The organism is Arthrobacter sp. efr-133-TYG-118 (assembly GCF_030209755.1).
GTDB lineage: Bacteria > Actinomycetota > Actinomycetes > Actinomycetales > Micrococcaceae > Arthrobacter.
Genome location: NZ_JARVRH010000024.1, coordinates 181,771 through 202,235 on the forward strand (window position 1 = coordinate 181,771; position 20,465 = coordinate 202,235).

General features: G+C 65.0%; 18 protein-coding genes, 1 tRNA gene and 1 riboswitch. Of the genes, 3 read left to right on the forward strand and 16 right to left on the reverse strand.

What is annotated here, in order from left to right; translation table 11 throughout:
- Positions 1-214: 214 nt before the first annotated feature.
- The 13 genes from QRN59_RS19155 to QRN59_RS19215 form a co-directional block, all read right to left on the reverse strand.
- A tRNA-Asn gene (locus QRN59_RS19155) sits at positions 215-287 on the reverse strand.
- Between the two features lie 63 nt (positions 288-350).
- Positions 351-2,303 (reverse strand): DNA primase, encoded by a 1,953-nt coding sequence (dnaG, locus tag QRN59_RS19160; protein ID WP_284984028.1) that lies wholly within the window; start codon positions 2,301-2,303, stop codon positions 351-353.
- A 61-nt stretch (positions 2,304-2,364) separates the two neighbouring features.
- On the reverse strand, positions 2,365-3,675 hold the full coding sequence (locus QRN59_RS19165; RefSeq protein ID WP_502871089.1) for a deoxyguanosinetriphosphate triphosphohydrolase: 1,311 nt from the start codon (positions 3,673-3,675) through the stop codon (positions 2,365-2,367).
- Positions 3,676-3,788: 113 nt separating this feature from the next.
- Positions 3,789-4,970: a tRNA dihydrouridine synthase DusB gene (dusB, locus tag QRN59_RS19170; protein WP_284984029.1), complete on the reverse strand. Its 1,182-nt coding sequence runs from the start codon at positions 4,968-4,970 to the stop codon at positions 3,789-3,791.
- A gap of 105 nt (positions 4,971-5,075) precedes the next feature.
- Positions 5,076-5,687 carry a response regulator transcription factor gene (locus QRN59_RS19175; protein ID WP_284984030.1) on the reverse strand — a complete coding sequence of 204 codons (612 nt, stop codon included), beginning with the start codon at positions 5,685-5,687 and terminating at the stop codon, positions 5,076-5,078.
- Positions 5,684-6,856, reverse strand: a complete 1,173-nt coding sequence (locus QRN59_RS19180) for a sensor histidine kinase (protein ID WP_284984031.1) — start codon at positions 6,854-6,856, stop codon at positions 5,684-5,686. Before QRN59_RS19180 ends, QRN59_RS19175 begins: the two co-directional genes overlap by 4 nt.
- A gap of 22 nt (positions 6,857-6,878) precedes the next feature.
- Positions 6,879-7,655: an ABC transporter permease gene (locus QRN59_RS19185; RefSeq protein WP_284984032.1), complete on the reverse strand. Its 777-nt coding sequence runs from the start codon at positions 7,653-7,655 to the stop codon at positions 6,879-6,881.
- Entirely contained in the window at positions 7,652-8,590 is a 939-nt protein-coding gene (locus tag QRN59_RS19190; protein ID WP_284984033.1) for an ABC transporter ATP-binding protein, read from the reverse strand. Before QRN59_RS19190 ends, QRN59_RS19185 begins: the two co-directional genes overlap by 4 nt.
- Before the next feature lie 105 nt (positions 8,591-8,695).
- Positions 8,696-10,168, reverse strand: coding sequence for a YibE/F family protein (locus QRN59_RS19195; protein ID WP_284984034.1), 1,473 nt, complete (start codon positions 10,166-10,168; stop codon positions 8,696-8,698).
- A gap of 74 nt (positions 10,169-10,242) precedes the next feature.
- Positions 10,243-11,616, reverse strand: coding sequence for an FAD-binding oxidoreductase (locus tag QRN59_RS19200; protein ID WP_284984035.1), 1,374 nt, complete (start codon positions 11,614-11,616; stop codon positions 10,243-10,245).
- Positions 11,617-11,837: 221 nt separating this feature from the next.
- Positions 11,838-12,812, reverse strand: coding sequence for a GNAT family N-acetyltransferase (locus tag QRN59_RS19205; protein ID WP_284984036.1), 975 nt, complete (start codon positions 12,810-12,812; stop codon positions 11,838-11,840).
- Between the two features lie 2 nt (positions 12,813-12,814).
- Positions 12,815-14,200, reverse strand: a complete 1,386-nt coding sequence (locus QRN59_RS19210) for a glycine--tRNA ligase (protein ID WP_284984037.1) — start codon at positions 14,198-14,200, stop codon at positions 12,815-12,817.
- Positions 14,201-14,282: 82 nt separating this feature from the next.
- Complete coding sequence (locus tag QRN59_RS19215) at positions 14,283-15,311, reverse strand: DMT family transporter (protein ID WP_284984038.1); 1,029 nt, start codon at positions 15,309-15,311, stop codon at positions 14,283-14,285.
- Between the two features lie 33 nt (positions 15,312-15,344).
- Between QRN59_RS19215 and QRN59_RS19220 the strand changes: the two genes are divergently transcribed.
- A complete protein-coding gene (locus tag QRN59_RS19220) occupies positions 15,345-15,575 on the forward strand; it encodes an RNA-binding S4 domain-containing protein (RefSeq protein WP_078105795.1) in 231 nt (76 codons plus the stop codon).
- A 65-nt stretch (positions 15,576-15,640) separates the two neighbouring features.
- Here the strand turns inward: QRN59_RS19220 and QRN59_RS19225 are convergent, their stop codons facing one another.
- The gene (locus tag QRN59_RS19225; RefSeq protein ID WP_284984039.1) at positions 15,641-16,309 is read right to left on the reverse strand and encodes an alpha/beta hydrolase; all 669 of its coding nucleotides are present in this window, start codon (positions 16,307-16,309) and stop codon (positions 15,641-15,643) included.
- A gap of 69 nt (positions 16,310-16,378) precedes the next feature.
- Here QRN59_RS19225 and QRN59_RS19230 point away from each other — a divergent pair, with 69 nt between their 5' ends.
- Together QRN59_RS19230 and QRN59_RS19235 are read left to right on the forward strand one after the other, a co-directional pair.
- Positions 16,379-17,221 (forward strand): SGNH/GDSL hydrolase family protein, encoded by an 843-nt coding sequence (locus QRN59_RS19230; protein ID WP_284984040.1) that lies wholly within the window; start codon positions 16,379-16,381, stop codon positions 17,219-17,221.
- 66 nt (positions 17,222-17,287) lie between these two features.
- Positions 17,288-17,731, forward strand: coding sequence for a hypothetical protein (locus QRN59_RS19235; RefSeq protein WP_284984041.1), 444 nt, complete (start codon positions 17,288-17,290; stop codon positions 17,729-17,731).
- A gap of 1 nt (position 17,732) precedes the next feature.
- On the opposite strand, the gene metX is transcribed toward QRN59_RS19235, so the two are convergent.
- On the reverse strand, positions 17,733-18,854 hold the full coding sequence (gene metX / locus QRN59_RS19240) for a homoserine O-acetyltransferase MetX (RefSeq protein WP_284984042.1): 1,122 nt from the start codon (positions 18,852-18,854) through the stop codon (positions 17,733-17,735).
- 13 nt (positions 18,855-18,867) lie between these two features.
- Positions 18,868-18,983, reverse strand: a riboswitch (SAM riboswitch).
- A 158-nt stretch (positions 18,984-19,141) separates the two neighbouring features.
- Positions 19,142-20,458, reverse strand: coding sequence for a bifunctional o-acetylhomoserine/o-acetylserine sulfhydrylase (locus QRN59_RS19245; RefSeq protein WP_284984043.1), 1,317 nt, complete (start codon positions 20,456-20,458; stop codon positions 19,142-19,144).
- Positions 20,459-20,465: the final 7 nt, after the last annotated feature.

The window sequence follows — 20,465 nt, forward strand, 5'->3', positions numbered from 1 at the left end:
CATTCTTTTCGCCGAAGTTGCCGGTCCCGTGATTCCGCGGGCCCGGAATTTGTCCATTCGAATGATTGAGCAGAAAGCGACATCCGAGCGAAGACGATCCCGGGACGGACATGACCAGCCCGGGTTTTACACACGTTTTGTCCTATAACCCGGTAAATGCGCAAGACGCCAAAAATCCCCGCCCTCTACCGAGGACGGGGATTTTTGAGTAGCGCTCCTCCGACTGGACTTGAACCAGTAACCCTTCGATTAACAGTCGAATGCTCTGCCAATTGAGCTACGGAGGAATGAAGCGTGTACAAGCCTAACAAAGGGCTGCCGGGAAACGAAATCGGCGCCGGGGAAGGCCTTCAGCTGTCCATGCGGAGGGCGCGGCGCTGCATTTCCAGCTGCATGAGTTCCCGGTTGAGGCGTTGGAACTCCTCCGGCTGGGCCGAGGCATCCAAGCGCTGCAATTGGCCCATCTTGTCCGCCTTGACCCTGGTGATCTGCAATTCGAAAAGCCGGGCCAAAATGTCGCGGCAGTAGCGCTGAAGCGCTTCGGGCGTGCTGGCCGGCAGCGGAACGACGGCAAGCTCGGAGACCAGGCCTTGGAGCGGTTCCGGAACTTCCTGGCGGATCCCTTCCACCCAGGCCACAGGGTCTCCCGCGTGGGCCAGCCCGGCGGCCCGAACTGCCGTGTGTACCGCGGAGTAGGCCGGAGTCACGAAATGGCATGCCTCAAAGCGTTCCCATGCTCCACCGCTAAGCGCAGCTTCGCCTCCCAGGACGGCAGGATTCTGGATGACCACTTCGAGGGCCTGCCGCTCCATGGCTGCGATAGGATCGCGGGGATCCGGGCGCATGAAGGAGATGGGAGCGTCCGACGGCGGTGCTGCCGCCGGCTGGCCGGCCTGGCCCGGCGTTGTGCCCTGCCCTGCCCCCGGGGCTCCTGCCGTTCCCGCAGTTCCTGCGGTGCCCGCCGCGGCGGAAGCAGCGCGCTTGGCAGCCAAACCCACGGCCCGGCTGACCTCCTCGATGGGCATGCCGAGCCAGCCTGCCAGCTCGCGGACATACGCCGGACGGATGCCGGAATCCCTGATCTGTGCCACCACAGGGGCCGACTCCCGCAGGGCTGCGACCCTGCCTTCCACGGTGTCCAGGTTGTGGCGTTTAAGGGAGGCCCTGATAGCGAATTCGAAGAGCGGCCGGCGGGTGCCGATCAGGTCCCGGACAGCCGCGTCCCCCTTGAGCTGGCGCAAATCGCACGGATCGGCCCCGGTGGGTTCCACGGCCACGTAAGTCTGCGCGACGAAACGCTGGTCTTCCTCGAAGGCGCGGAGTGCCGCCTTCTGCCCGGCGGCGTCGCCGTCGAAGGTGAAGATGACCTCTCCCCCGGTGCCGTCGTCGGACAGCAAGCGGCGGGCGATCTTGATGTGGTCAGTACCGAAAGCCGTGCCGCACGTGGCCACAGCGGTACCGACTCCGGCAAGGTGGCAGGCCATGACGTCCGTGTACCCCTCTACCACCACCAGCTGCCGGTCCTTGGCGATGTTCCGCTTGGCGAGGTCGATCCCGTAGAGGACCTGGGATTTCTTGTAGAGCACGGTCTCCGGAGTGTTCAGGTACTTCGGGCCCTGGTCGTCCTCGTAGAGCTTGCGGGCTCCGAAGCCGATGGTGTCGCCGGCGATGTCCCGGATGGGCCAGATGAGCCGGCCGCGGAAGCGGTCGTAGATGCCCCTATTGCCTTCGGAAAACATCCCGGTCAGCTTCAACTCGGCATCAGTGAATCCGCGTCCGCGCAGGTGTTTCAGGAGTGAGTCCCAACCCTGAGGCGCGTAGCCGACGCCGAACTGTTCGGCTGCGGTCCGATCGAAACCGCGCCCGTGGAGGAAGTTGCGGCCCTCGGCGGCACCTGCCGTGAGCAGTTGGGCACGGAAGAACTCGTCGGCGATCTTGTGGGCATCCAGCAGCCGTTGGCGCTTACCGACCTCTTCGCGGTTGGGACCGGTGCCCCCGTCTTCATAGCGGAGCTCGTAGCCGATCCGGGCTGCGAGCTTTTCCACGGCTTCGTGGAAGGAGCTGTGGTCCATCTTCTGGACGAAGGAGATGGCATCGCCGTCTTCACCGCAGCCGAAGCAATGGTACCGGCCTACCTGCGGACGGACAGTGAACGACGGCGAGCGCTCGTCGTGGAAGGGACAGAGGCCCTTGAAGGTGCCCAGTCCGGCACCCTTGAGGGTGACGTAACCGTCCACTACTTCCTTGATATCGGTGCGCTGGCGTACTTCGTCGATATCTTCACGTTTGATCAGGCCAGCCACGTCACCATCCTAGTCGCTCCGCGCGGGCGGTCCTTGAGCGGGCCGGCAACCCGACGGTCGCCTACCAGAGCGACGGCAGGCTGCCCACTAGCCGTTCGTACATCGCCAGCGCCGAAGCGTCTGTCAGGGACGCCACCTGGTCGATGACAACGCGAAGCCGGGCGCCGTCGTCGGGGGCGTCCCGCCAGTCCGCAGCGAACATCGGTTCCAGGTGCCGGTCTCCGCTCGCGTTGAGCACGCCCACCAAGGCGTGCAGGACTTCGCGCTGGCGCTCATAGACGGGCTGCCGATGGTCGGTGGAGATCACGAACGTCGTGGCAAGGCCTTTCATGGCGGCGATCTCCGTGACGGTTTCCTCGGGGACCATGAGTTCGGCGCCGTAGCGGGTGAGGTGGTCCGGGCCGAAACGGGCGCGCGTGGTCTCCAGGGCGCTTTGGCAGAACCGGCCGATCAACTGGCTCGTCATGTCCTTCAGCGCAGCCATCGACTTGCGGCTGCCATCGGCCTCGCGGACCCACACGCTCGTGGCTTCGAGGCGGGCCAGGGCGGCATCTATTTCGGCGGGATCGTTGTGGGGCAGGTACCACTGTTTGGTGTACCCCACCACGCGGGCCCGGTGATCCGGATTGTCCAGCCACTTCAGCTGGAAATGGCCGGCAACGATGGCATCCTCAACGTCGTGGACGGAGTACGAGATATCGTCGGCCAGGTCCATCACCTGGGCCTCTATGCAGGAGCGGTTGCCGGGCGCACCGTCACGAAGCCAGGCGAAAACGGGCAGATCGTCCTCATAAGCGCCGAATTTGCTGCTCCGCTGTCCGTGGATGACGGGGGCGTCGACGGCGGACCAAGGGTATTTGGACGCGGCGTCAAGGCTGGCCCTCGTCAGGTTCAAGCCCGCAGGCCGGCCGTCAGCAGCGAGGACCTTGGGTTCAAGGCGGGTCAGGAGGCGCAGGGTCTGGGCGTTGCCTTCGAAGCCACCGATTCCATGGGCTACCTCGTTGAGCGCGGATTCCCCGTTGTGGCCGAAAGGCGGGTGGCCAAGATCGTGGCTCAGGCACGCCGTGTCCACGACATCCGGATCGCAACCGAGCGCGCGGCCCAACTCGCGGCCCACCTGGGCCACTTCAAGACTGTGCGTCAGGCGGGTGCGGACGAAGTCGTCGGTGTCCGGGGCCACCACTTGGGTCTTGGCCCCGAGCCGCCGGAGGGCTGACGAATGCAGCACTCTTGCCCGGTCCCTCTCGAAGTCCGAGCGGTAGGTATTCTTCCGGGATTCCTGGACCCAGCGGGCCGAGTCGGCCTCCACGTAGCCTGGAATGCCCGTTGCGTTTTCGGCCGGGCGTGCTGCAGACATCGCTTCAGTTCCCATGGGTATCTGCCTCCTCCGCTTGCCGTGCACCGGCGTCTCTTCAGCCAGTGCCTATGCAGCCAGTTTTCCACGACTCCGGCCGTGCGCGTGCACGCGGCGACCCGGGCCGCGCTTTAGCCGCCTGAGACGTCGAGTTCGGCTGCGGCGATATCGCGCGTCTGATCCGCATCCATCTGCCGGCTGAGCAGCCAGTCCTTGGGCAAGGCCGGCCTCTTGGGGGAACCTGCGCGTCCGCGCGGACCCTCCGAGTCGACGCCCGGGTACGGCAGGTCCATGTCCAGTTGGTCCAGGAGCTCGCGCAGGACCTCGAGGGTTGGCACGGTGGCCAGTTTGGCGCGCAGTTCCCCGCCCACCACATAGCCCTTGAAGTACCAGGCCATGTGCTTGCGGATCTCGCGCAGCGCCTTGTACTCGTCGTTGCCGAAGGTTTCGATCATGAGCTCGGCGTGGCGGTAGACGCCGTCGGCCACCTCGCGCAGGCCCGGACGGTGGCGCTGATCGCTTCCTTCAAACGCGGCCTGGAGGTCACCAAAGAGCCACGGTCGGCCTTGGCAGCCGCGGCCCACCACGACGCCGTCGATCCCGGTTTCGCGCACCATGCGGACTGCGTCTTCGGCGGACCAGATATCGCCGTTGCCCAGGACGGGAATGTCCGGGAGGGCTTCGCGCAGCCGTGCGATGGCGGACCAGTCGGCCTGGCCGGAGTAGAACTGTGCGGCCGTGCGGCCGTGGAGCGCGACGGCGGCAACGCCGGAATCGCGGGCGATGCGGCCGGCGTCGAGGTACGTAAGGTGGTCCTCGTCAATGCCCTTGCGCATCTTGATAGTCAGCGGGATATCGCCCTTGGAGGCTTCCTTGACGGCGGTCTGGACGATCGAGGTGAAGAGGTCAATCTTCCAGGGAAGGGCGGATCCGCCGCCGCGCCGGGTGACCTTGGGCACGGGACAGCCGAAGTTGAGGTCGATGTGGTCCGCCCGGTCTTCTTCGACGAGCATGCGAACGGCCTGGCCCACGGTGACAGGGTCCACGCCGTACAACTGCACAGAACGCACCTTTTCGTCGTCGTCGTGGGAGATGATGCGCAACGATTCCGGCGTGCGCTCCACCAGGGCACGGGATGTCACCATCTCCGCGACGTACAGACCGCCGCCGTATTCACGGCACAGCCGACGGAAAGCCGAGTTGGTGATCCCGGCCATCGGGGCAAGGATCACTGGGGTGTCCACGGTGATCCGGCCGAGCTGCAGCGGGGGCAGTTCAAGCTTGGGCGAAGGGGGCGTTGCTACTACAGTCACCCGTCCATTGTCTCAGACTGGAGCTTGCCGAATACGTGGGTGCGGGCCGACAGCTACGGCCCGGAACGCAGCGCCCGGGCCGCACCCACGCTCTCAAGGCGGGGCTCAGAGCAGCCAGCCGTTGTCTTCTGCGATCCGCACAGCCTCGGCACGGGTCCGGCCACCGGTCTTGGCCATCGCGGCGGACAGGTAGTTCCGCACGGTCCCTTCGGAAAGCATCGTCGACTTCGCGATGTCGGCCACCGTTCCGCCGTCGGACGCTGCCTTGAGCACCTCTCCTTCGCGTTCGGTCAATGGGCTGTCTCCCGCGGTCAAGGATTCCGCGGCGAGCACAGGGTCCACCACCCTGAGCCCCTGATGGACGCGTCGCACCGCTTCGGCCAATTGCCGCGCGGGCGTGTCCTTGACGACGAATCCTGAGGCACCGGCCTGCATGGCGCGCTTGAGGTAGCCGGGCCGTCCGAAGGTGGTCACCATGAGGACCCGGCACGACGGCGCGGCCCGCCGCACGGCCGCTGCCGCGCTGATCCCGTCCAGGCCGGGCATCTCGACGTCGAGCATCGCCACATCGGCGGAGTGCTCGACGACGGCGGCCGCCACCCCTGTCCCGTCGCCCAGTTCAGCGACCACCTCGATGTCCTGCTCCAGTCCGAGTAAAGCCGCCAGTGCTCCGCGCACGAGCGCCTGGTCGTCCGCGATCACCAATCGGATGCTCATACCTCCACCGCCAATCTGAACCCTCCCAGGTCACTCGGGCCAATGCTGACCGTTCCTCCGGCGGTGCCCACGCGTTCGCAGATCCCGGCCAGTCCGTTCCCGGAGCGGCCTCCGGAGGCCGGGCCGACGCCGTCGTCCTCCACCAGAACGCTCGACGCCGTCAACCGGACGCGGCAGCGCGCGGCACCGGAGTGCCGCACAACGTTAGTGACGCCTTCGCGCAGGACCCAGCCGAAGAGCTCCCGGTGCCGTGCGGGAACCTGCTCCACGGTTCCCGGCAATTCGGCGTCGATCCCGGCCGATTCCAATGCCGTCCGGGCAATAGCGAGCTCCGCCAGGACGTTGACGCCGCGGTATCCGGCCACCGTGGCCCGGACGTCGGCGAGCGCACCGCGGGCCAAGTCCTGCACCGCGGAAATCTCGGCAGCCGCCCGGTCCCGGGCAGGGTAGTCGCCAGGGACGGTGTCCAGTATCCGGCCGGCCAACTCGGCCTTCACGGCGATCACCGTCAAGGAGTGTCCCAGGATGTCGTGCATGTCCCGGGCCACGCGGCTGCGCTCAGCGGCCACGGCTGCGTCGGCCAGTTCAGTCTGCGCTTCCCGGAGCCGTGCGGTCTGCCGGATCAGCCGCGCGAAGGCGGACATCATGAGGCCGAGGGACAAGATGATCCCGGCCTGGAGCAAGGCCTGCTCCCCGTTGCCCGTCACCAGCTGGGTGGAAAAGGAGGCGAGGGACAAGGCGACGATGAGGAAGAAATCGGTGCGCGGCGGAAGGGACGTCATCGCGATGGCGCAGGCGAGGAACGTCCAGGTCCACAAGGCCTCCCTTCCGATGATGAGGATCATCAGCCCGTTCAGCGCCAGCAGGACACAGACGGACACGATGCCCGCCCGGACGCCCAGGCGCCAACTGATCTGCGGGAGGAAGACGTAAGCGGCGAAGAACACGATCAGGGACGCCGAAGCCGCCGCTTTCCAGGCCAGCGGTTCGTCAACGGACCACACGATGTTCCACGTCGGCCAGGCCCAGAGCAGGATGGAGAGTCCCGCACCGATGAACCAGCCTCGTGGCCCGGGACCGCTGAACATGGAACCACGGAACATGGTGCCGCTGAACACGTTTCCGGTGAACACGTCCCTGAAGGAGGTTCCGCCTGAGTTGCTGGTCATGGTGCCTACCCTAGCGGCCGGTTCAGACACGTTTCGTGTCGCGGCGGAACGCCATCGCAGCCCCGGCGACGAAGATCACGAGCCAGATGAGCACGTTGACGATCCACGCCCAATCGAACTCGCCGGTGATGGGACTCCGGGCCAATTGCCCGATCCCGTATGCGGGCGTGAACTTGGCGATGTTCCCGAACGTCTCCCCCATGATTTCGATCGGCATGAACAGCCCACCGAGCATGGCAAGGATCGCCAGGGCCGGGCCGAGGACCTGCATGACGTTCTGGCTCGGCATGAGGTATCCGACGAACAATCCGAGGGCCGCGAAGACCAGGGAACCCAGCCAAGCCACCAACCCCGCCGTCAGCCAGGTCTGGGCATCCATGGTGACGCCTGCCAGGGCACCGATGACGAACTGGGCCACGACGGCAACAAGGGACAGCGTGAGCGCGGCCATGGCTTTCACCGCGATATACGCACCGGGCAGGAGAGGCGTGAGGCGAAGCTGGCGGCTCCAACCTTGCGCACGTTCCACTGCCACCTGGCTGCCGGCACCCGTAGCAGCGGTCATCGCGGCATACACCGTGAGGCTGATGAGGATGTATTGGCCGTAGCTGTGCCCGTTGGGCAGGAGCTTGTCCTTGTTGGACAAGCCGAAAATGAAGAAGAAGACGGCTGGCATGAACACCGTGAAAATGATGGTCCGCCGGTTCCGGAGCATCCGCTTGATCTCGATCCAGAGGAACGTGCGGTTGATCCCGCCCGCGGACGGCTTCCGTTCCTGGACGACTGTTGCCGTGCTCATACGAGGTCTCCTTCAAAAGTGATGCTCGTGGATTCCGGCACGGCATCGTCCCCGGTGAGGGCGACGAACGCCTCCTCGAGGTTGTTGGCCGCCACCTCCACGTCGTGGGCGCCCGTGTTGTTGAGCAAGTACCGCACGACGGCGTCCGAGTCGCCCGTGCGGACGGTGAGGCGGCCGCCGTCGTACTCCATGCCTTCGACGGGCGGCATCCCGGCCAGCAGCCCGCGCTCTGTTGCCGGAAGCGAAGCCTTGACGGTACGGCCCGAGGCAAGGTTCTTGATCTGGGCGGCGGTGCCGTCCGCAACGATGCTGCCTTGCCGGACCAGGACAATCCTGTCCGCATAGGCGTCGGCTTCTTCGAGGTAATGGGTGGCGAAGATGACGGTCCGCCCGCGCTGGGCGTCGGTCCTGATGGCGGTCCAGAAGTCGCGTCGCCCCGCGACATCCATGCCGGTGGTCGGCTCGTCCAGGATGAGCAATCCAGGATCGGAGACGAGGGCCATGGCGAAGCGCAGCCGTTGCTGCTGGCCGCCTGAGCACTTTTCCACCTTGCGGTCGGCGATCTCCAGGATGCCCGCCCGCGCCAGGACTTCGTCCACAGGGCGGGAGGAATCGAACATGGCTGCATTGAGCTGCACGGTCTCGCGCACGCTGATGTCCCGCAGCAAACCGCCGGTCTGCATCACGGCTGCCACTTGGCCGCGGGCGATGGCTCCCCGGGGAGTGTGGCCGAAGATGGAAACGTTTCCCTGGTCCGGGGCGCTCAATCCGAGGATCATGTCGATGGTGGTGGTCTTGCCCGCCCCGTTGGGACCGAGGAACGCCACCACTTCCCCCGGCTGCACGGTGAGGTCCAGGCCGCGGACGGCGTGGACCTTCCCGAAGCTCTTGTGCAGTCCGGCTGCGTGGACGGCCGGCACACTCGCTGTTGTCATGGCTCTCCTTGGCTTTGGTTTACTCCACTGCCCATCAAAGCCGGGATCCGCGTCCGGCGCCCGGGCGTGTGTCACCAATGAGGGATGACAAATGTCATCGGGGGGCTAGCGGCGCTCGGCTTCCCTGCGTGCCCGCCTGGTCATGACGACGGCGGCAAGCTCGCCGGTGTCGAACGTTTCGAAGGCGTCGGCGGACCCGGCGGTTTCGAGCTCACGGACCTTCCCGTCACCGTCGTCGTGGGCTGGTTCCGATTCCGCGGCGACGGCGGCCGCCAGCCGCCTCGGACCGGTCGCTTTGACCACCATCACGGCGATCAGGGTGGTCACCGGGATCGCCAGCACCAGGCCGATGGACCCCACCAGGGTGCGGATGACTTCCTCGGACAACTCGGCACTGGTGAGGGCATCAACCAGCGGGCGGTCGTACAGCATGACAATGATCAGGATGGGGAGCGCGGCACCGGCGTAGGCGAAGGCGATCGTGTAGACGGTGGAGGCGATGTGGTCCCGGCCGATCCTCATGGCCGAGGTGAACAGCTTGCGCGCGCCGGTCTCGGGTGCCAGCTCGTAGAGTTCCCAGACGGCCGCGGACTGGGTGATTGTCACGTCGTTGAGGACTCCGAGTCCGGAGATGATCAGCCCGCAAAGGATGATCCCGGAGAGGGAGATCTTGTCCGACATATTCACCAGGGTGGCGCCTTCGCTGCTTGCGATGCCGGTCAGGTTAGCCGCATCCGTGGCCCAGGCCGCCAACAGCGCCGTAATGCCGAGGCCGAAGATCGTGCCCAGCAACGCGGTGGAGGTCTTGGCCGAGAATCCGTGGGCGAAATAGAGCACCCCTATCATGATCGCCGTGGAGCCAACCAATGCCACGAGCAGCGGCGGCTTGCCTTCCACCAATCCCGGAAGCATGAAGCTGACCATCACCACGTAGGCTCCGGCCAGTCCAAGGAGTGCCCTGAAGCCGCGCCAACGCGCGACGGCAATGACCACCACGGCATAGAGGATCGCCAGGAGGGCCATGGGAATGGTCCGCACGAAATCCAGGAAAACGTACGACGGCGAGCCATTGCCTGCCGCTGCCCCCTGCACTCCGGAGAGGTTCAGGTAGCGGATGCTGTCTCCCACTTTGACGCCGTGGGACTTGGCGACATCCGGGTTGATGACCACTTTGACGGGGCTACCGCCGTTATCCGGCTGCGTGGACGCGAAGGTGCATTGGGACCCCTGCGGCTGTGTGCCGCTGCTTTGGTTCGCACCGTTCGCACCGTTCGCACTGTTCGCACCGTTCGTACCGTTCGTACCCGGAGCCTGGGTCCCCTGCGTGCAGCTTTCCTGGGTGACGGCTTGGATCTTGCCGGTATCAAACGTCACCCCCGGAGCGGCCGTGTAGGGGCTCGCGAAGGTGATGCCTTCCTTGCTCCCGGACGGCCACATGACGAGCATGGCAACGATCGTGAGCACGGCAATCGGAGCCAGCACGGCTACGAGGAGCCAGTTGGCCCGCTTGCGTGCCGCGAGCGCCTGCGGGCTTGGCTCGAAATGCTCTGTATGTCCGTGTGAATGGCCGTGACCCATTAGCTGCAAAACCTCATGCCCACAAGCCTACGTGGGGCAGCGCTGCGTCCCGCGCAAGTACCCAGCACTCGGGTTCATGCAGGTTTGATGTTTTGGTTCACGTGGAAGAGGTTTCCTGGGTCGTACTTGCCCTTGATAGCTTGGAGCCGTTCGTAATTGACCCCGTAGTTCTCAGCCACTCGGTTCTGGTCCTCCGCATCCATGAAGTTGATGTAGCCGCCGGCAGCAGAATGCGGACGGAGGGCCTCCGCGTAGTTGCGGGCCCAGGCAATGTTGGCTTCGTTGTCGGCGGGGTCCGGCCATTGCGCCGCGATCACGGGGGCGAACTTCATCCCGCGGTTTACGAAAGCCGTGTCCCGGGCTCCAACCCGGGCTGCAGCGCCGTCGATCGGGTAGACGTGGACCGCGGTGTTGACGCTCGTGACCGTGGAACCGAATTCAGCGTGTGCGTCGATGACGCCATCGTTGAGCTCACTGATGAAGTTGGCTTTCCAGTATCCTTGCAGGCCTTTGGGATTGAGCCCGTCAAACGCCACGTTGAGTGCCGGATAGGGCATCGGGGTGATCAGGGATCCGGCCACGGGTGCGGCGTCAAGGAACGGCTGCCAGCGGGATTCCCCTTCTGCCATGTCTCCCGTCCACATCCCGACCACGACGCACACGGGCTTGCCATGCCATTCTTCGGGAAGGAACGGCACCGGCGGGCCCTGATGGAAGCCGAGGAACGCCCCGAATTCCTCCGGAGCGGAGTCCATGTAATCCCGGTAGAACTTGGCGACAGTCTCGGTGTGCTCTGCTCCATAGATGACGATGCCCACGTGGACCATGTCCACCGGGTGAAGCTTGTATTCCAGTGACGTCACCACACCGAAATTGCCTCCGCCTCCCCGCAAGGCCCAGAAGAGATCCTCGTTCCGGGTTTCGCTGGCGGTCAGGAACTTGCCGTCCGCTGTCACCACGTCAGCGGAGATCAAGTTGTCACAGGACAGGCCGTGCTTGCGGGCAAGATAGCCGATGCCGCCACCCAAGGTCAGGCCTGCGATGCCGGTGGACCCCACGATACCGCCGGTGGTGGCCAGCCCGAAGGCATGGGTCGCATGGTTGAAATCTGCCCAGGTTGTTCCCGCCTCGGCACGGGCTGTACCGGCCTCGGGGTCAACACGGACTCCGGTACGGTTGACGAAATCTATGACAAGGGCATCGTCCCAGGTCCCGAAGCCGGGGGCGCTGTGGCCGCCGCCGCGAATAGCCAAGGGCAGGGAATTGTCCCGGGCAAAATTCACGCTCGCAATGACATCCGCCACCTGCGCCACCCGGACGACGCCTGCCGGGCGCTTGTCGATCATCCCGTTAAAGACAGCGCGGGCGGAATCATAGTCAGGATCACTAGGAGTGACGAGTTGCCCACGGAGCTGTTCGCGCAGTCCGTCGAGGGCTGTTCCATTCATGGGTGTTACCGCCGATTCTCCTCATGAGACCGGATTGGTTCCACTCGCCGCTACCCCACCAGAACAACGGCCGGGGCTTACGTCGTCATCGATACACCCATGCCGCGGCCTCGTCAAGGCTTCACCGTCCAACTCGCAGTTGTGGCCGTTATGAGGGCTCAAAACGAGTGGCCCAAAACGAGAACTAATGCGAGTCAGTTGGGCCGGGCCTCGAGGAACGGCTATTCACTGACCACCAAGGTGTCCGCACCGCGGAGCTTCGCCTTGCCCAGCTCCAGCAAAGGATCGACGACGGCCCGCACGGCCGTCATTGAATCGTCCACTTCGAGGAGCACGGGGTGCTGGTAGGCAATGAGCGCCAGCAGGTCACGGATTGCGGCGCGCGCCTCGTCATCCTGCAAAAGCGGATCGTGGCCAAGGAATACCTCCGAGGGCTCGTCCGAGCTGCCCTGGGCATAGCTGATGGCGAAGGCGTGCAGCTTGCCCTTGCGGGTGGCCGGAACTCCAGCACCAAAAGCACTCGCCTTGGGCGCACGCAGCACGAGCGCACCGTGTGCCCCCGTCAGCTCGTCGAGGAACAGCCGCTGCACAGTGGGGATGCCGAGCTCACCCGGGTTGTCCCAGTGGTGCACGGCGGTGTAGTACCGGCCTACGACGTCGCTCAGTTCCACGGATCCCGTGGCGAGGTCTTCCACCTGCTCGGAAGCCGCTGCTTCGGAGCCGTCTCCAAACACCGGCAGCCTGAGCGGCTCGGGATCCACCACCACAAGCTGTGAACGCTGAATGGGTGCAAGCCCCGCCCACTCGGCGAATGCGGCACCGGCCGTGCCGGGCTCCACTTTGCTGCGCAGCTTGGCGACCCCCGACGGCGACTGCTCGGCTTCGCGCCGGAGCATGGTCAGGAGCGTAGCCCCTATCCCGCTCCGGCGGTGGTCCTTGGCAACCTCGATGTAGGCCCAGAGCCGTTCCGGGTGCAGGGACGCCTCATGGACCACACCCGCGGCGACCGGGATGCCGATGCCGTCAACCACGTCTTCGGCCACGATGCACCTGCGCCAAGGCTGGCCTTGACCGCTGTTGCTCGACGGCGCCAGGGCTGCGCGGAATTGCTGGGCCGGCAGGGTCTCGGGCCCGCCCCACATTTCCAGGAGCGCGAGGTCGTCGCCCTCACGCCATTCGCGGTATTCGATGGACACGCTTAGGCGCCGATCAGTCGTGTGGCCAGGTAACCCTCCACCTTGTCCAGGGACACACGTTCCTGGCTCATGGTGTCGCGCTCACGGATGGTGACGGCCTGGTCATCAAGCGTGTCGAAGTCGACGGTGATGCAGAACGGTGTACCGATCTCGTCCTGGCGACGGTAGCGGCGGCCGATGGCGCCGGCGTCGTCGAAGTCGATGTTCCAGTTCTTGCGCAGCTGGGCACCCAAGTCTTTCGCCTTCGGGGACAGGTCCTCGTTGCGGCTCAGGGGCAGCACGGCTGCCTTGACCGGTGCCAGGCGCGGGTCGAGCTTCAGGACAGTGCGGACGTCGACGCCGCCCTTGGCGTTGGGTGCCTCGTCCTCGGTGTAGGCGTCCACGAGGAAGGCCATGAAGGACCGCGTCAGGCCGGCGGCCGGTTCAATGACATACGGCGTGTAGCGCTCGTTGGTGGCTTGGTTGAAGTAGCTGAGGTCCTGGCCGGATGCCTTCGAGTGGGTGGAGAGGTCGAAGTCGGTGCGGTTGGCGATGCCCTCAAGCTCGCCCCATTCGGAGCCCTGGAAACCGAAACGGTACTCGATGTCCGTGGTGCCCTTGGAGTAGTGGCTGAGCTTGTCCAACGGGTGCTCGAAGAAACGCAGGTTTTCCGGCCGGATGCCCAGACCGGTGTACCAGGACATGCGTTCCTTCATCCAGTACCGGTGCCATTCTTCGTCCGTGCCCGGCTCGACGAAGAATTCCATTTCCATCTGCTCGAACTCGCGGGTGCGGAAGATGAAGTTGCCCGGCGTGATTTCGTTGCGGAAGGACTTGCCGATCTGGCCGATGCCGAACGGCGGCTTCTTGCGGGACGTGGTGAGCACGTTGCTGAAGTTGACGAAAATGCCCTGCGCGGTTTCCGGGCGCAGGTAGTGCAGGCCTTCTTCACTGGCCACGGGGCCCAGGAAGGTCTTGAGCAGGCCGGAGAACTCCTGCGGTTCGGTCCATTGGCCGCGCGTGCCACAGTTTGCACAGGCGATGTCCTTGAGGCCGTTTTCGGCGGGACGGCCCTTCTTTTCCTCGTACTCTTCCTCGAGGTGGTCGGCGCGGTAACGCTTGTGGCAGGAAAGGCACTCGACCAGGGGGTCGGAGAACACCTCGACGTGGCCGGAGGCTTCCCATACCTGGCGGGGCAGGATCACGGAGGAATCCAGGCCCACAACATCTTCGCGGCCGCGTACGACGCTCTGCCACCATTGGCGCTTGATGTTTTCCTTGAGCTCGGCACCGAGGGGGCCGTAGTCCCATGCGGACCGGGAGCCACCATAGATTTCACCGGCCTGGAACACGAAGCCCCTCCGCTTGGAGAGGGAAATGACCTGGTCGAGGACGGATTTTGCTGCCATGGGTACTCCAATGTTCTACAGGGCCGCTGGGTGCGGTCCGTGGTTGTGCGCGAAGGTAATGCTGTGCAGGAAGCTGCGTGTCCTAGCCTACCGGCCTTTGGCCGCGGTCCTGCCTCCGGGACTGGCCTGACTGGCCTTTGGCGGGACGGCGGGAAGAGAGCGCGCCCTTCGGCCATGGCAACGTGGCGACGATGATGGCGAACAGCGTGAGCAAGGTGCCAAGGATCGTGGGCAAGGCAACCACCGTTCCGGGAGCCGGCAGGACCAGGTCAAGCGCGAGGGATCCGAGCAACTGTCCGGCGATCATTCCCAACCCGGTCACCAGGACTCCGAGGCTGCGGACCAACAAGGCAGCCAGGCCGATAAAGACGCAGCCCATTGGCCCGCCCAAGTAATACCACCATTCAGCAGGCAGGGCGTGGCCGGGACCAACGAGGATCACTTTGATGAGCAAGGCGATCCAGAGAATGACCGTTCCGGCCACGAAATTCACCAGCGTCGCGGCGATAGGGCTGCCGTAGTGCACGGTCGCCGTGCCGTTCATCGCCTGCTGGAAACTCATCAGGCACCCTGCCACGACGGGCAACAGGATCGGGAGCAGCAGGGACCCGACGTCGGCCGCTGCACCGAGGCGCGGCGAAACGGCCCAGACGACGGCGGCGATCGTCAGGACGCTGCCGAGGATGCGGACCCCGGTGATCGAGCGTTTACCGCCGGGCCCGATGCCGAGCCGGTCCACGAGTAGTCCGCTCAGGGTCTGGCCAGTCACCGCAGCAACCGTGAACAAGGCCACGCCAAGCAAGCCGACCGTGAACGATTGGGCAAACACGAACAGGGCGCCGATGCCGCCGGCCAGGACATAGAACCTTGGAAAGCTCCGCTCCTTGAGTGCAGGCAGGATCCTTCGCAGGGCGGCGCGGCCCTTCGGCAGCGCCAGGCCGATCGCGGCGATCAGAACCAGTCCGGTGGTGAAACTGACGACGGCGGCCGCGATGCCGTCGTCGAGCGTTGCGCCCAGGGCGCCGTTGATCCGGCCCTGAAGGGGAATCACGAGTCCGGTTGCCACGGCAAGGAGCAGCCCGGTGAGCAAGGGACGGGACGACTGCGGCATTTTCACCACCTTACTTCAGGCATCATTGCTTGTATGAGCAACCCGGAAATCGAAGAAATCCCCATCCGCGACGACATGATCCGACTCGGTCAGCTCCTGAAGCTCGCCAACCTGGTGGAGGACGGCGTGGAAGCCACGGAACTCATCAAGAACGGCCTGGTCAAAGTCAACGGCGAGATCGACGATCGACGCGGCCGCCAACTCCACGTAGGCGACACCGTGACGGTCAACGGACAGACGGTGCGGATCACCACGGAGTCCTAGCAACGCGGGGTCACCTACGGCCCGTTACATGCCTCTGAATGGGCCGTAAGTGACCCCGCGTTGCTTTATACGGACGCGAGGACCTTGTGCTCCAGGAATTCTGCAACGTGGCCGATTTCCTGCTGGTTGATACCGTGCCACATGCCTGTGTAGAGCACCTTGGTAAGGTCCGTGTGCTTTCGTACCCACCCCATGGTGTATTCGATCTTGTCCGGGGTGATGACAGGATCCTGCTGGTCCCGTCCCCAGAAGAGCGGCACGGAACCGTCCAGTTCGGCGTCACGGAACGCGGGGTCGGCATCGGCGTCAACGGCGAAGCCTGAAAGCCCGACGACGGCGGCAAAGTCCGCCGGGCGCTGCCGAAGCAGCGAGGTGGCCATGGCCATGCCCATGGAAAATCCGAGGAGCGTCACCGAACTGTGGTTGGCCTTGAACGAGTCCAACCAGGAAAGCACGTACTCCGCGGCGTCTTTGACGGCGTCGAGGGAGTAGTCGATGGACGCTGTAAGCGGGAACCACGTGAAGCCCGGGCCCGTGGCGATCGGCGCGCGGAGCGAGGCGACGACGAAGTCCTGGGGCAGCAGCCCGGCAAGGCTGAAGAGGTCTTGCTCGTTGGATCCGTAGCCGTGCAACAGGAGCAGCAACGGCTTTCCAGCCCGTTCTTCCTCTTCGTGGGACCACAAAACGACCGGATCTGGAAAAGCAGGGGCAGGGAACGCGGAAGCTTGACTCATGGGACTATTCTTGCAGTTACCCATGAGTAACAAGCTACGGGCGCGTAGCGTTGCAGCAAGAGGCAGGATATGAACGTGAGTGACACTGATTCCACGGTCGGGCCGAAGTCGGTCGAGCGGATTCATCCGTGGACCCGCTACGTGGCATTAGGTGATTCCTTTACCGAAGGAATCGGCGACCCCGAGCCCAACAACCCCGGGGGACATCGCGGCTGGGCGGACCGCGTTGCGGAGGAACTGAGCCGGGGACACCGGGATTTCGCCTACGCCAACCTCGCCATCCGCGGGCGGCTGCTACAGCAGATCCTCGACGAACAACTTGGCCCCTGCATGGACCTCAAGCCGGACCTCGTGAGCATTTCCGCAGGTGGCAACGACCTCATCCGTCCAGGCGGCGATCCCGACGCCTTGGCCGAAAAACTCGATGCCGCCGTGCAGACCCTGAGTTCCGAAGGCGCCATCGTGGTTCTCTTCAACGGTCCGGACACCGTGTCATCAGTACTCGGCCGGATCCGCGGCAAGGTGGCCATCTACAACGAAAACCTCCGCACCGTGGCCGCCCGCCACGATGCCGTGATCGCCGACATGTGGTCCCTACGGCAACTTTCGAACTCCCAGATGTGGGACGAAGACCGCCTGCATTTCTCGCCGCTCGGCCATCACACCATCGCCGCGATGGTCCTCGATTCACTCAATGTGCCGCACAACCTCGAACCGCTGTTCCCCAAGCCACTCCCCCAGCGCAGTTGGCGCGAAGCCCGTTCGGGCGACCTCGTTTGGGCTCGGGAGTATTTTGTACCGTGGGTCATCCGCCGGATCCGGCACCGGTCCTCCGGCGACGGCATCCTTCCGAAACGCCCGACGCCGGGACCCGTCTTCGGTCCTGCCGACACCATCCTGCCCCGGAGCTGACCGGGGACCACGAGGTGGGTCACAGGGAGCGGGGTTAAGCTGGTGAAAGACAGGGAGGCCTCCACCGTGAACAATTTGATCTTCTGGATCATCGTCTGCTCTTGGCTGATTCCCATGGGGATCCGCATGTACAACCGATCGCGCCAGCGCAGGCTCCGGAACGGGGACTATGGGAACAACAGCTACGGGGACTACCCCGGAACCCCTCCGGGACAGTTCCCCGGCCAGCAATATCCCGACGGCCCGTTTCCCGGGCAGTCCTATCCGCCACAGAACTACCCGGTCGGATACCCGGAGCAACCCCCGGTAATCATCCCGGCTGAGCCGCAACCCCCGCTGGCGACGCCCGCACGGCAGGCCGCTCCGCCGTCGCCGGCTACTCCCCAGCCGAACAGCGCACCCCAAGGCTACCGAGCACGGAAACTGGCCGAACTGGACCAGGAGTACAGCGACGGGAAAATCGCCATGGAGGACTACATGAAGCTCCGCCAGGAGATCATGAACGGCTGATTCAGCCGAAGAAAGCTTCGCGCAGCTGGGGACCGAGCTGGCCGATCTCGGTGAGGAAACCGTCGTGCCCGATCGGCGCCTCGATCACGTGAACGGGAACTTCCCCGGGCAAGCCCTTGGCAAGCTCGTGGGATTGTTCCGGGAAGTAGAGGCGGTCTGAGTCCACCGAGGCAACGAAGAACTTCGCCGTTGCCACGGACAGCGCATCCTCCAATGAGCCCCGGCCGCGGGTGATGTCGTGGCTCATGAGGGCCTCGGTGATGGCGATGTAGCTGTTGGCGTCGAAGCGCTGGACCAGCTTGCTTCCCTGGTGGTCGAGGTAGCTCTCCACCTGGTAGCGGCCCCGGTCTCCCAACACGGCAGCCTGAAGAGGCGCCTCGCCGCCTTGGGCGTTCCGGCCGAAGCGGAAGTCCAGTTCATCCGCCGAACGATAGGTGATGTGGGCGATCCGCCGGGCAAGGGCCAACCCCGCCTCGGGCGCGGCCTGGCCATAGTAGTCGCCGCCGTTGAAGTCGGCGTCCTGCCGGATGGCAAGCGTCTGGGCCTGCGCGAACGCGATCTGCTCGGCAGTGCTGTACGCCCCGATCGAAATCACGGCGCATCGCTTGACACGGTCCGGATAGCTGACGGCCCATTCCAGTGCCCGGGCGCCGCCCATGGACCCGCCGACGACGGTGTGCCAGCTGCGGATTCCCAAAGCGTCGGCCAGCCTGGCTTCGGCTACGGTGCTGTCCCGCAGGGTCACGAGCGGGAAGCGGGAGCCCCACGGCCTGCCGTCAGGAGCGTTCGACGACGGCCCCGTGCTGCCGTAGCAGCCTCCCACGATGTTGACGGAGACCACGAAGTAGCGGTCCGTGTCGATGGTGGCACCGGGACCAACGAGTTGTTCCCACCAGCCTTCTTCGTCGCTCTCGCCACGGGCCACATGGGTGCTGCCGGTCAGGGCGTGTTCCACCAGGACAGCGTTGGAAGCGTCTGCATTGAGCCGGCCCCACGTCTCGTACGCAAGGACTACCTCCGGCAGGAAACCTCCGGCCTCCAGCTCGAGTCCGCCCACAGAAACATACTTGAGAGATCCGTCCTGGGTACCGGAAAGGGGTATGGCTGTTGCAGCAATTGTCATTCGTTGACACCTCACATCGCGCTTGCCCGCCGCCAACACAGCGAAGGGCCAGGTCTTCACCCGGGGCACCCCGCCGCGAATGGAGGGTTGCCGGCCAGCAAGCCGGGGCTGTCGCTGGCACTCATGACCTATAGGAAGAGTCTAGGAAAACCGGACCCCTTCTGACGAAGATTATGACATCTTTGTGACACTTGACTGCGTTTTGTTCATGAAGCGGGGGGTGCGGAGGCCGGCTGGCGAAGATTCATGCTGCGACGCCGACCGGCCTCCTACGCCATCCGGGGGTGCTAGGCGCCCTTGGCCGCCCGGAATCCTGACTCGAGGTCCGCGAGGATGTCGTCGATGTGCTCTATCCCGACGGACAGCCGCACCAGGCCCGGGGTCACTCCGGCAACGGCCTGCTGTTCGGGCGTCAGCTGGCTGTGCGTCGTGGACGCGGGGTGGATGACCAGGGAACGGACGTCGCCGATGTTTGCCACGTGCGAATGCAGCTCCAGGGCGTCCACGAAGCGTTTGCCGGCGTCGATGCCGCCGCGGATGGTGAAGGACACCACCGCACCAGTGCCCCGGGGTCCGTACTTCCGCCCGCGTTCGAACCACGGGCTGGAAGGCAGCCCCGCGTACGCGACCGATTCGACGTCGTCGCGCCCTTCGAGCCATTGCGCCACTTTGGTGGCGTTGTCCACGTGGCGCTCCACCCGCAGGCTGAGGGTTTCGATTCCTTGGGAGATCAGGAAAGCGTTGAACGGGGAAACTGCCGAGCCGAGGTCGCGCAGGAGCTGGACCCGGGCCTTGAGGATGTAGGAGAGGTTCGCGCCGAGGGCACCGTCCTTGCCGAGGTCGCGGGCGTAGACCAGGCCGTTGTAGCTGGGGTCCGGAGTGTTGAAGTTGGGGAACCGCCCAGGGTCCTTGCCGAAATCGAAGTTGCCGGAGTCCACGATGACGCCGGCTATGGCAGATCCGTGCCCGCCCAGGTACTTGGTGGCCGAATGCACCACGATGTCCGCGCCCCACTCGATGGGCCGGATCAGGTACGGCGTGGCGAGAGTGTTGTCCACGACGAGCGGGACCCCTGCCTCGTGCGCAATGCGGGAGACGCCCTCGATGTCCAAAACATCCTGGCGGGGGTTGGAGACGACTTCGGCGAAGAAGAGCTTGGTATTTAGCTGCACGGCGTCGCGCCAGTGGTCGAGGTTGTCCGGGTCCTCGACGAAGGTGACCGAGATTCCGAATTTCTTGAGCGTGTGGGCCAGCAGGTTGTAGGTGCCGCCGTAGAGGCTCGGGCTGGCGACCACGTGGTCGCCCGCCTCGGCGACGTTGAGGATGGCGAACGTTTCCGCGGCCTGGCCGGAGCTCAGCAGGAGCGCCGCCAAGCCACCCTCCAGGCTCGCTATGCGCTGTTCCACCGCATCCTGCGTGGGGTTGCCGATCCGGGTGTAGATGGGCGCCAGCTCGGCCAGCGCGAAGCGGTTGGCTGCGCTTTCCGCGCTGGGAAAGACGAACGAGGTGGTCTGGTAGATGGGGAGTGCCCGGGCGCCGGTGGCGGCGTCCGGCTCCTGGCCGGCGTGGATCTGGCGCGTTTCGAATGACCATCCTTGGGACATGCGGGCT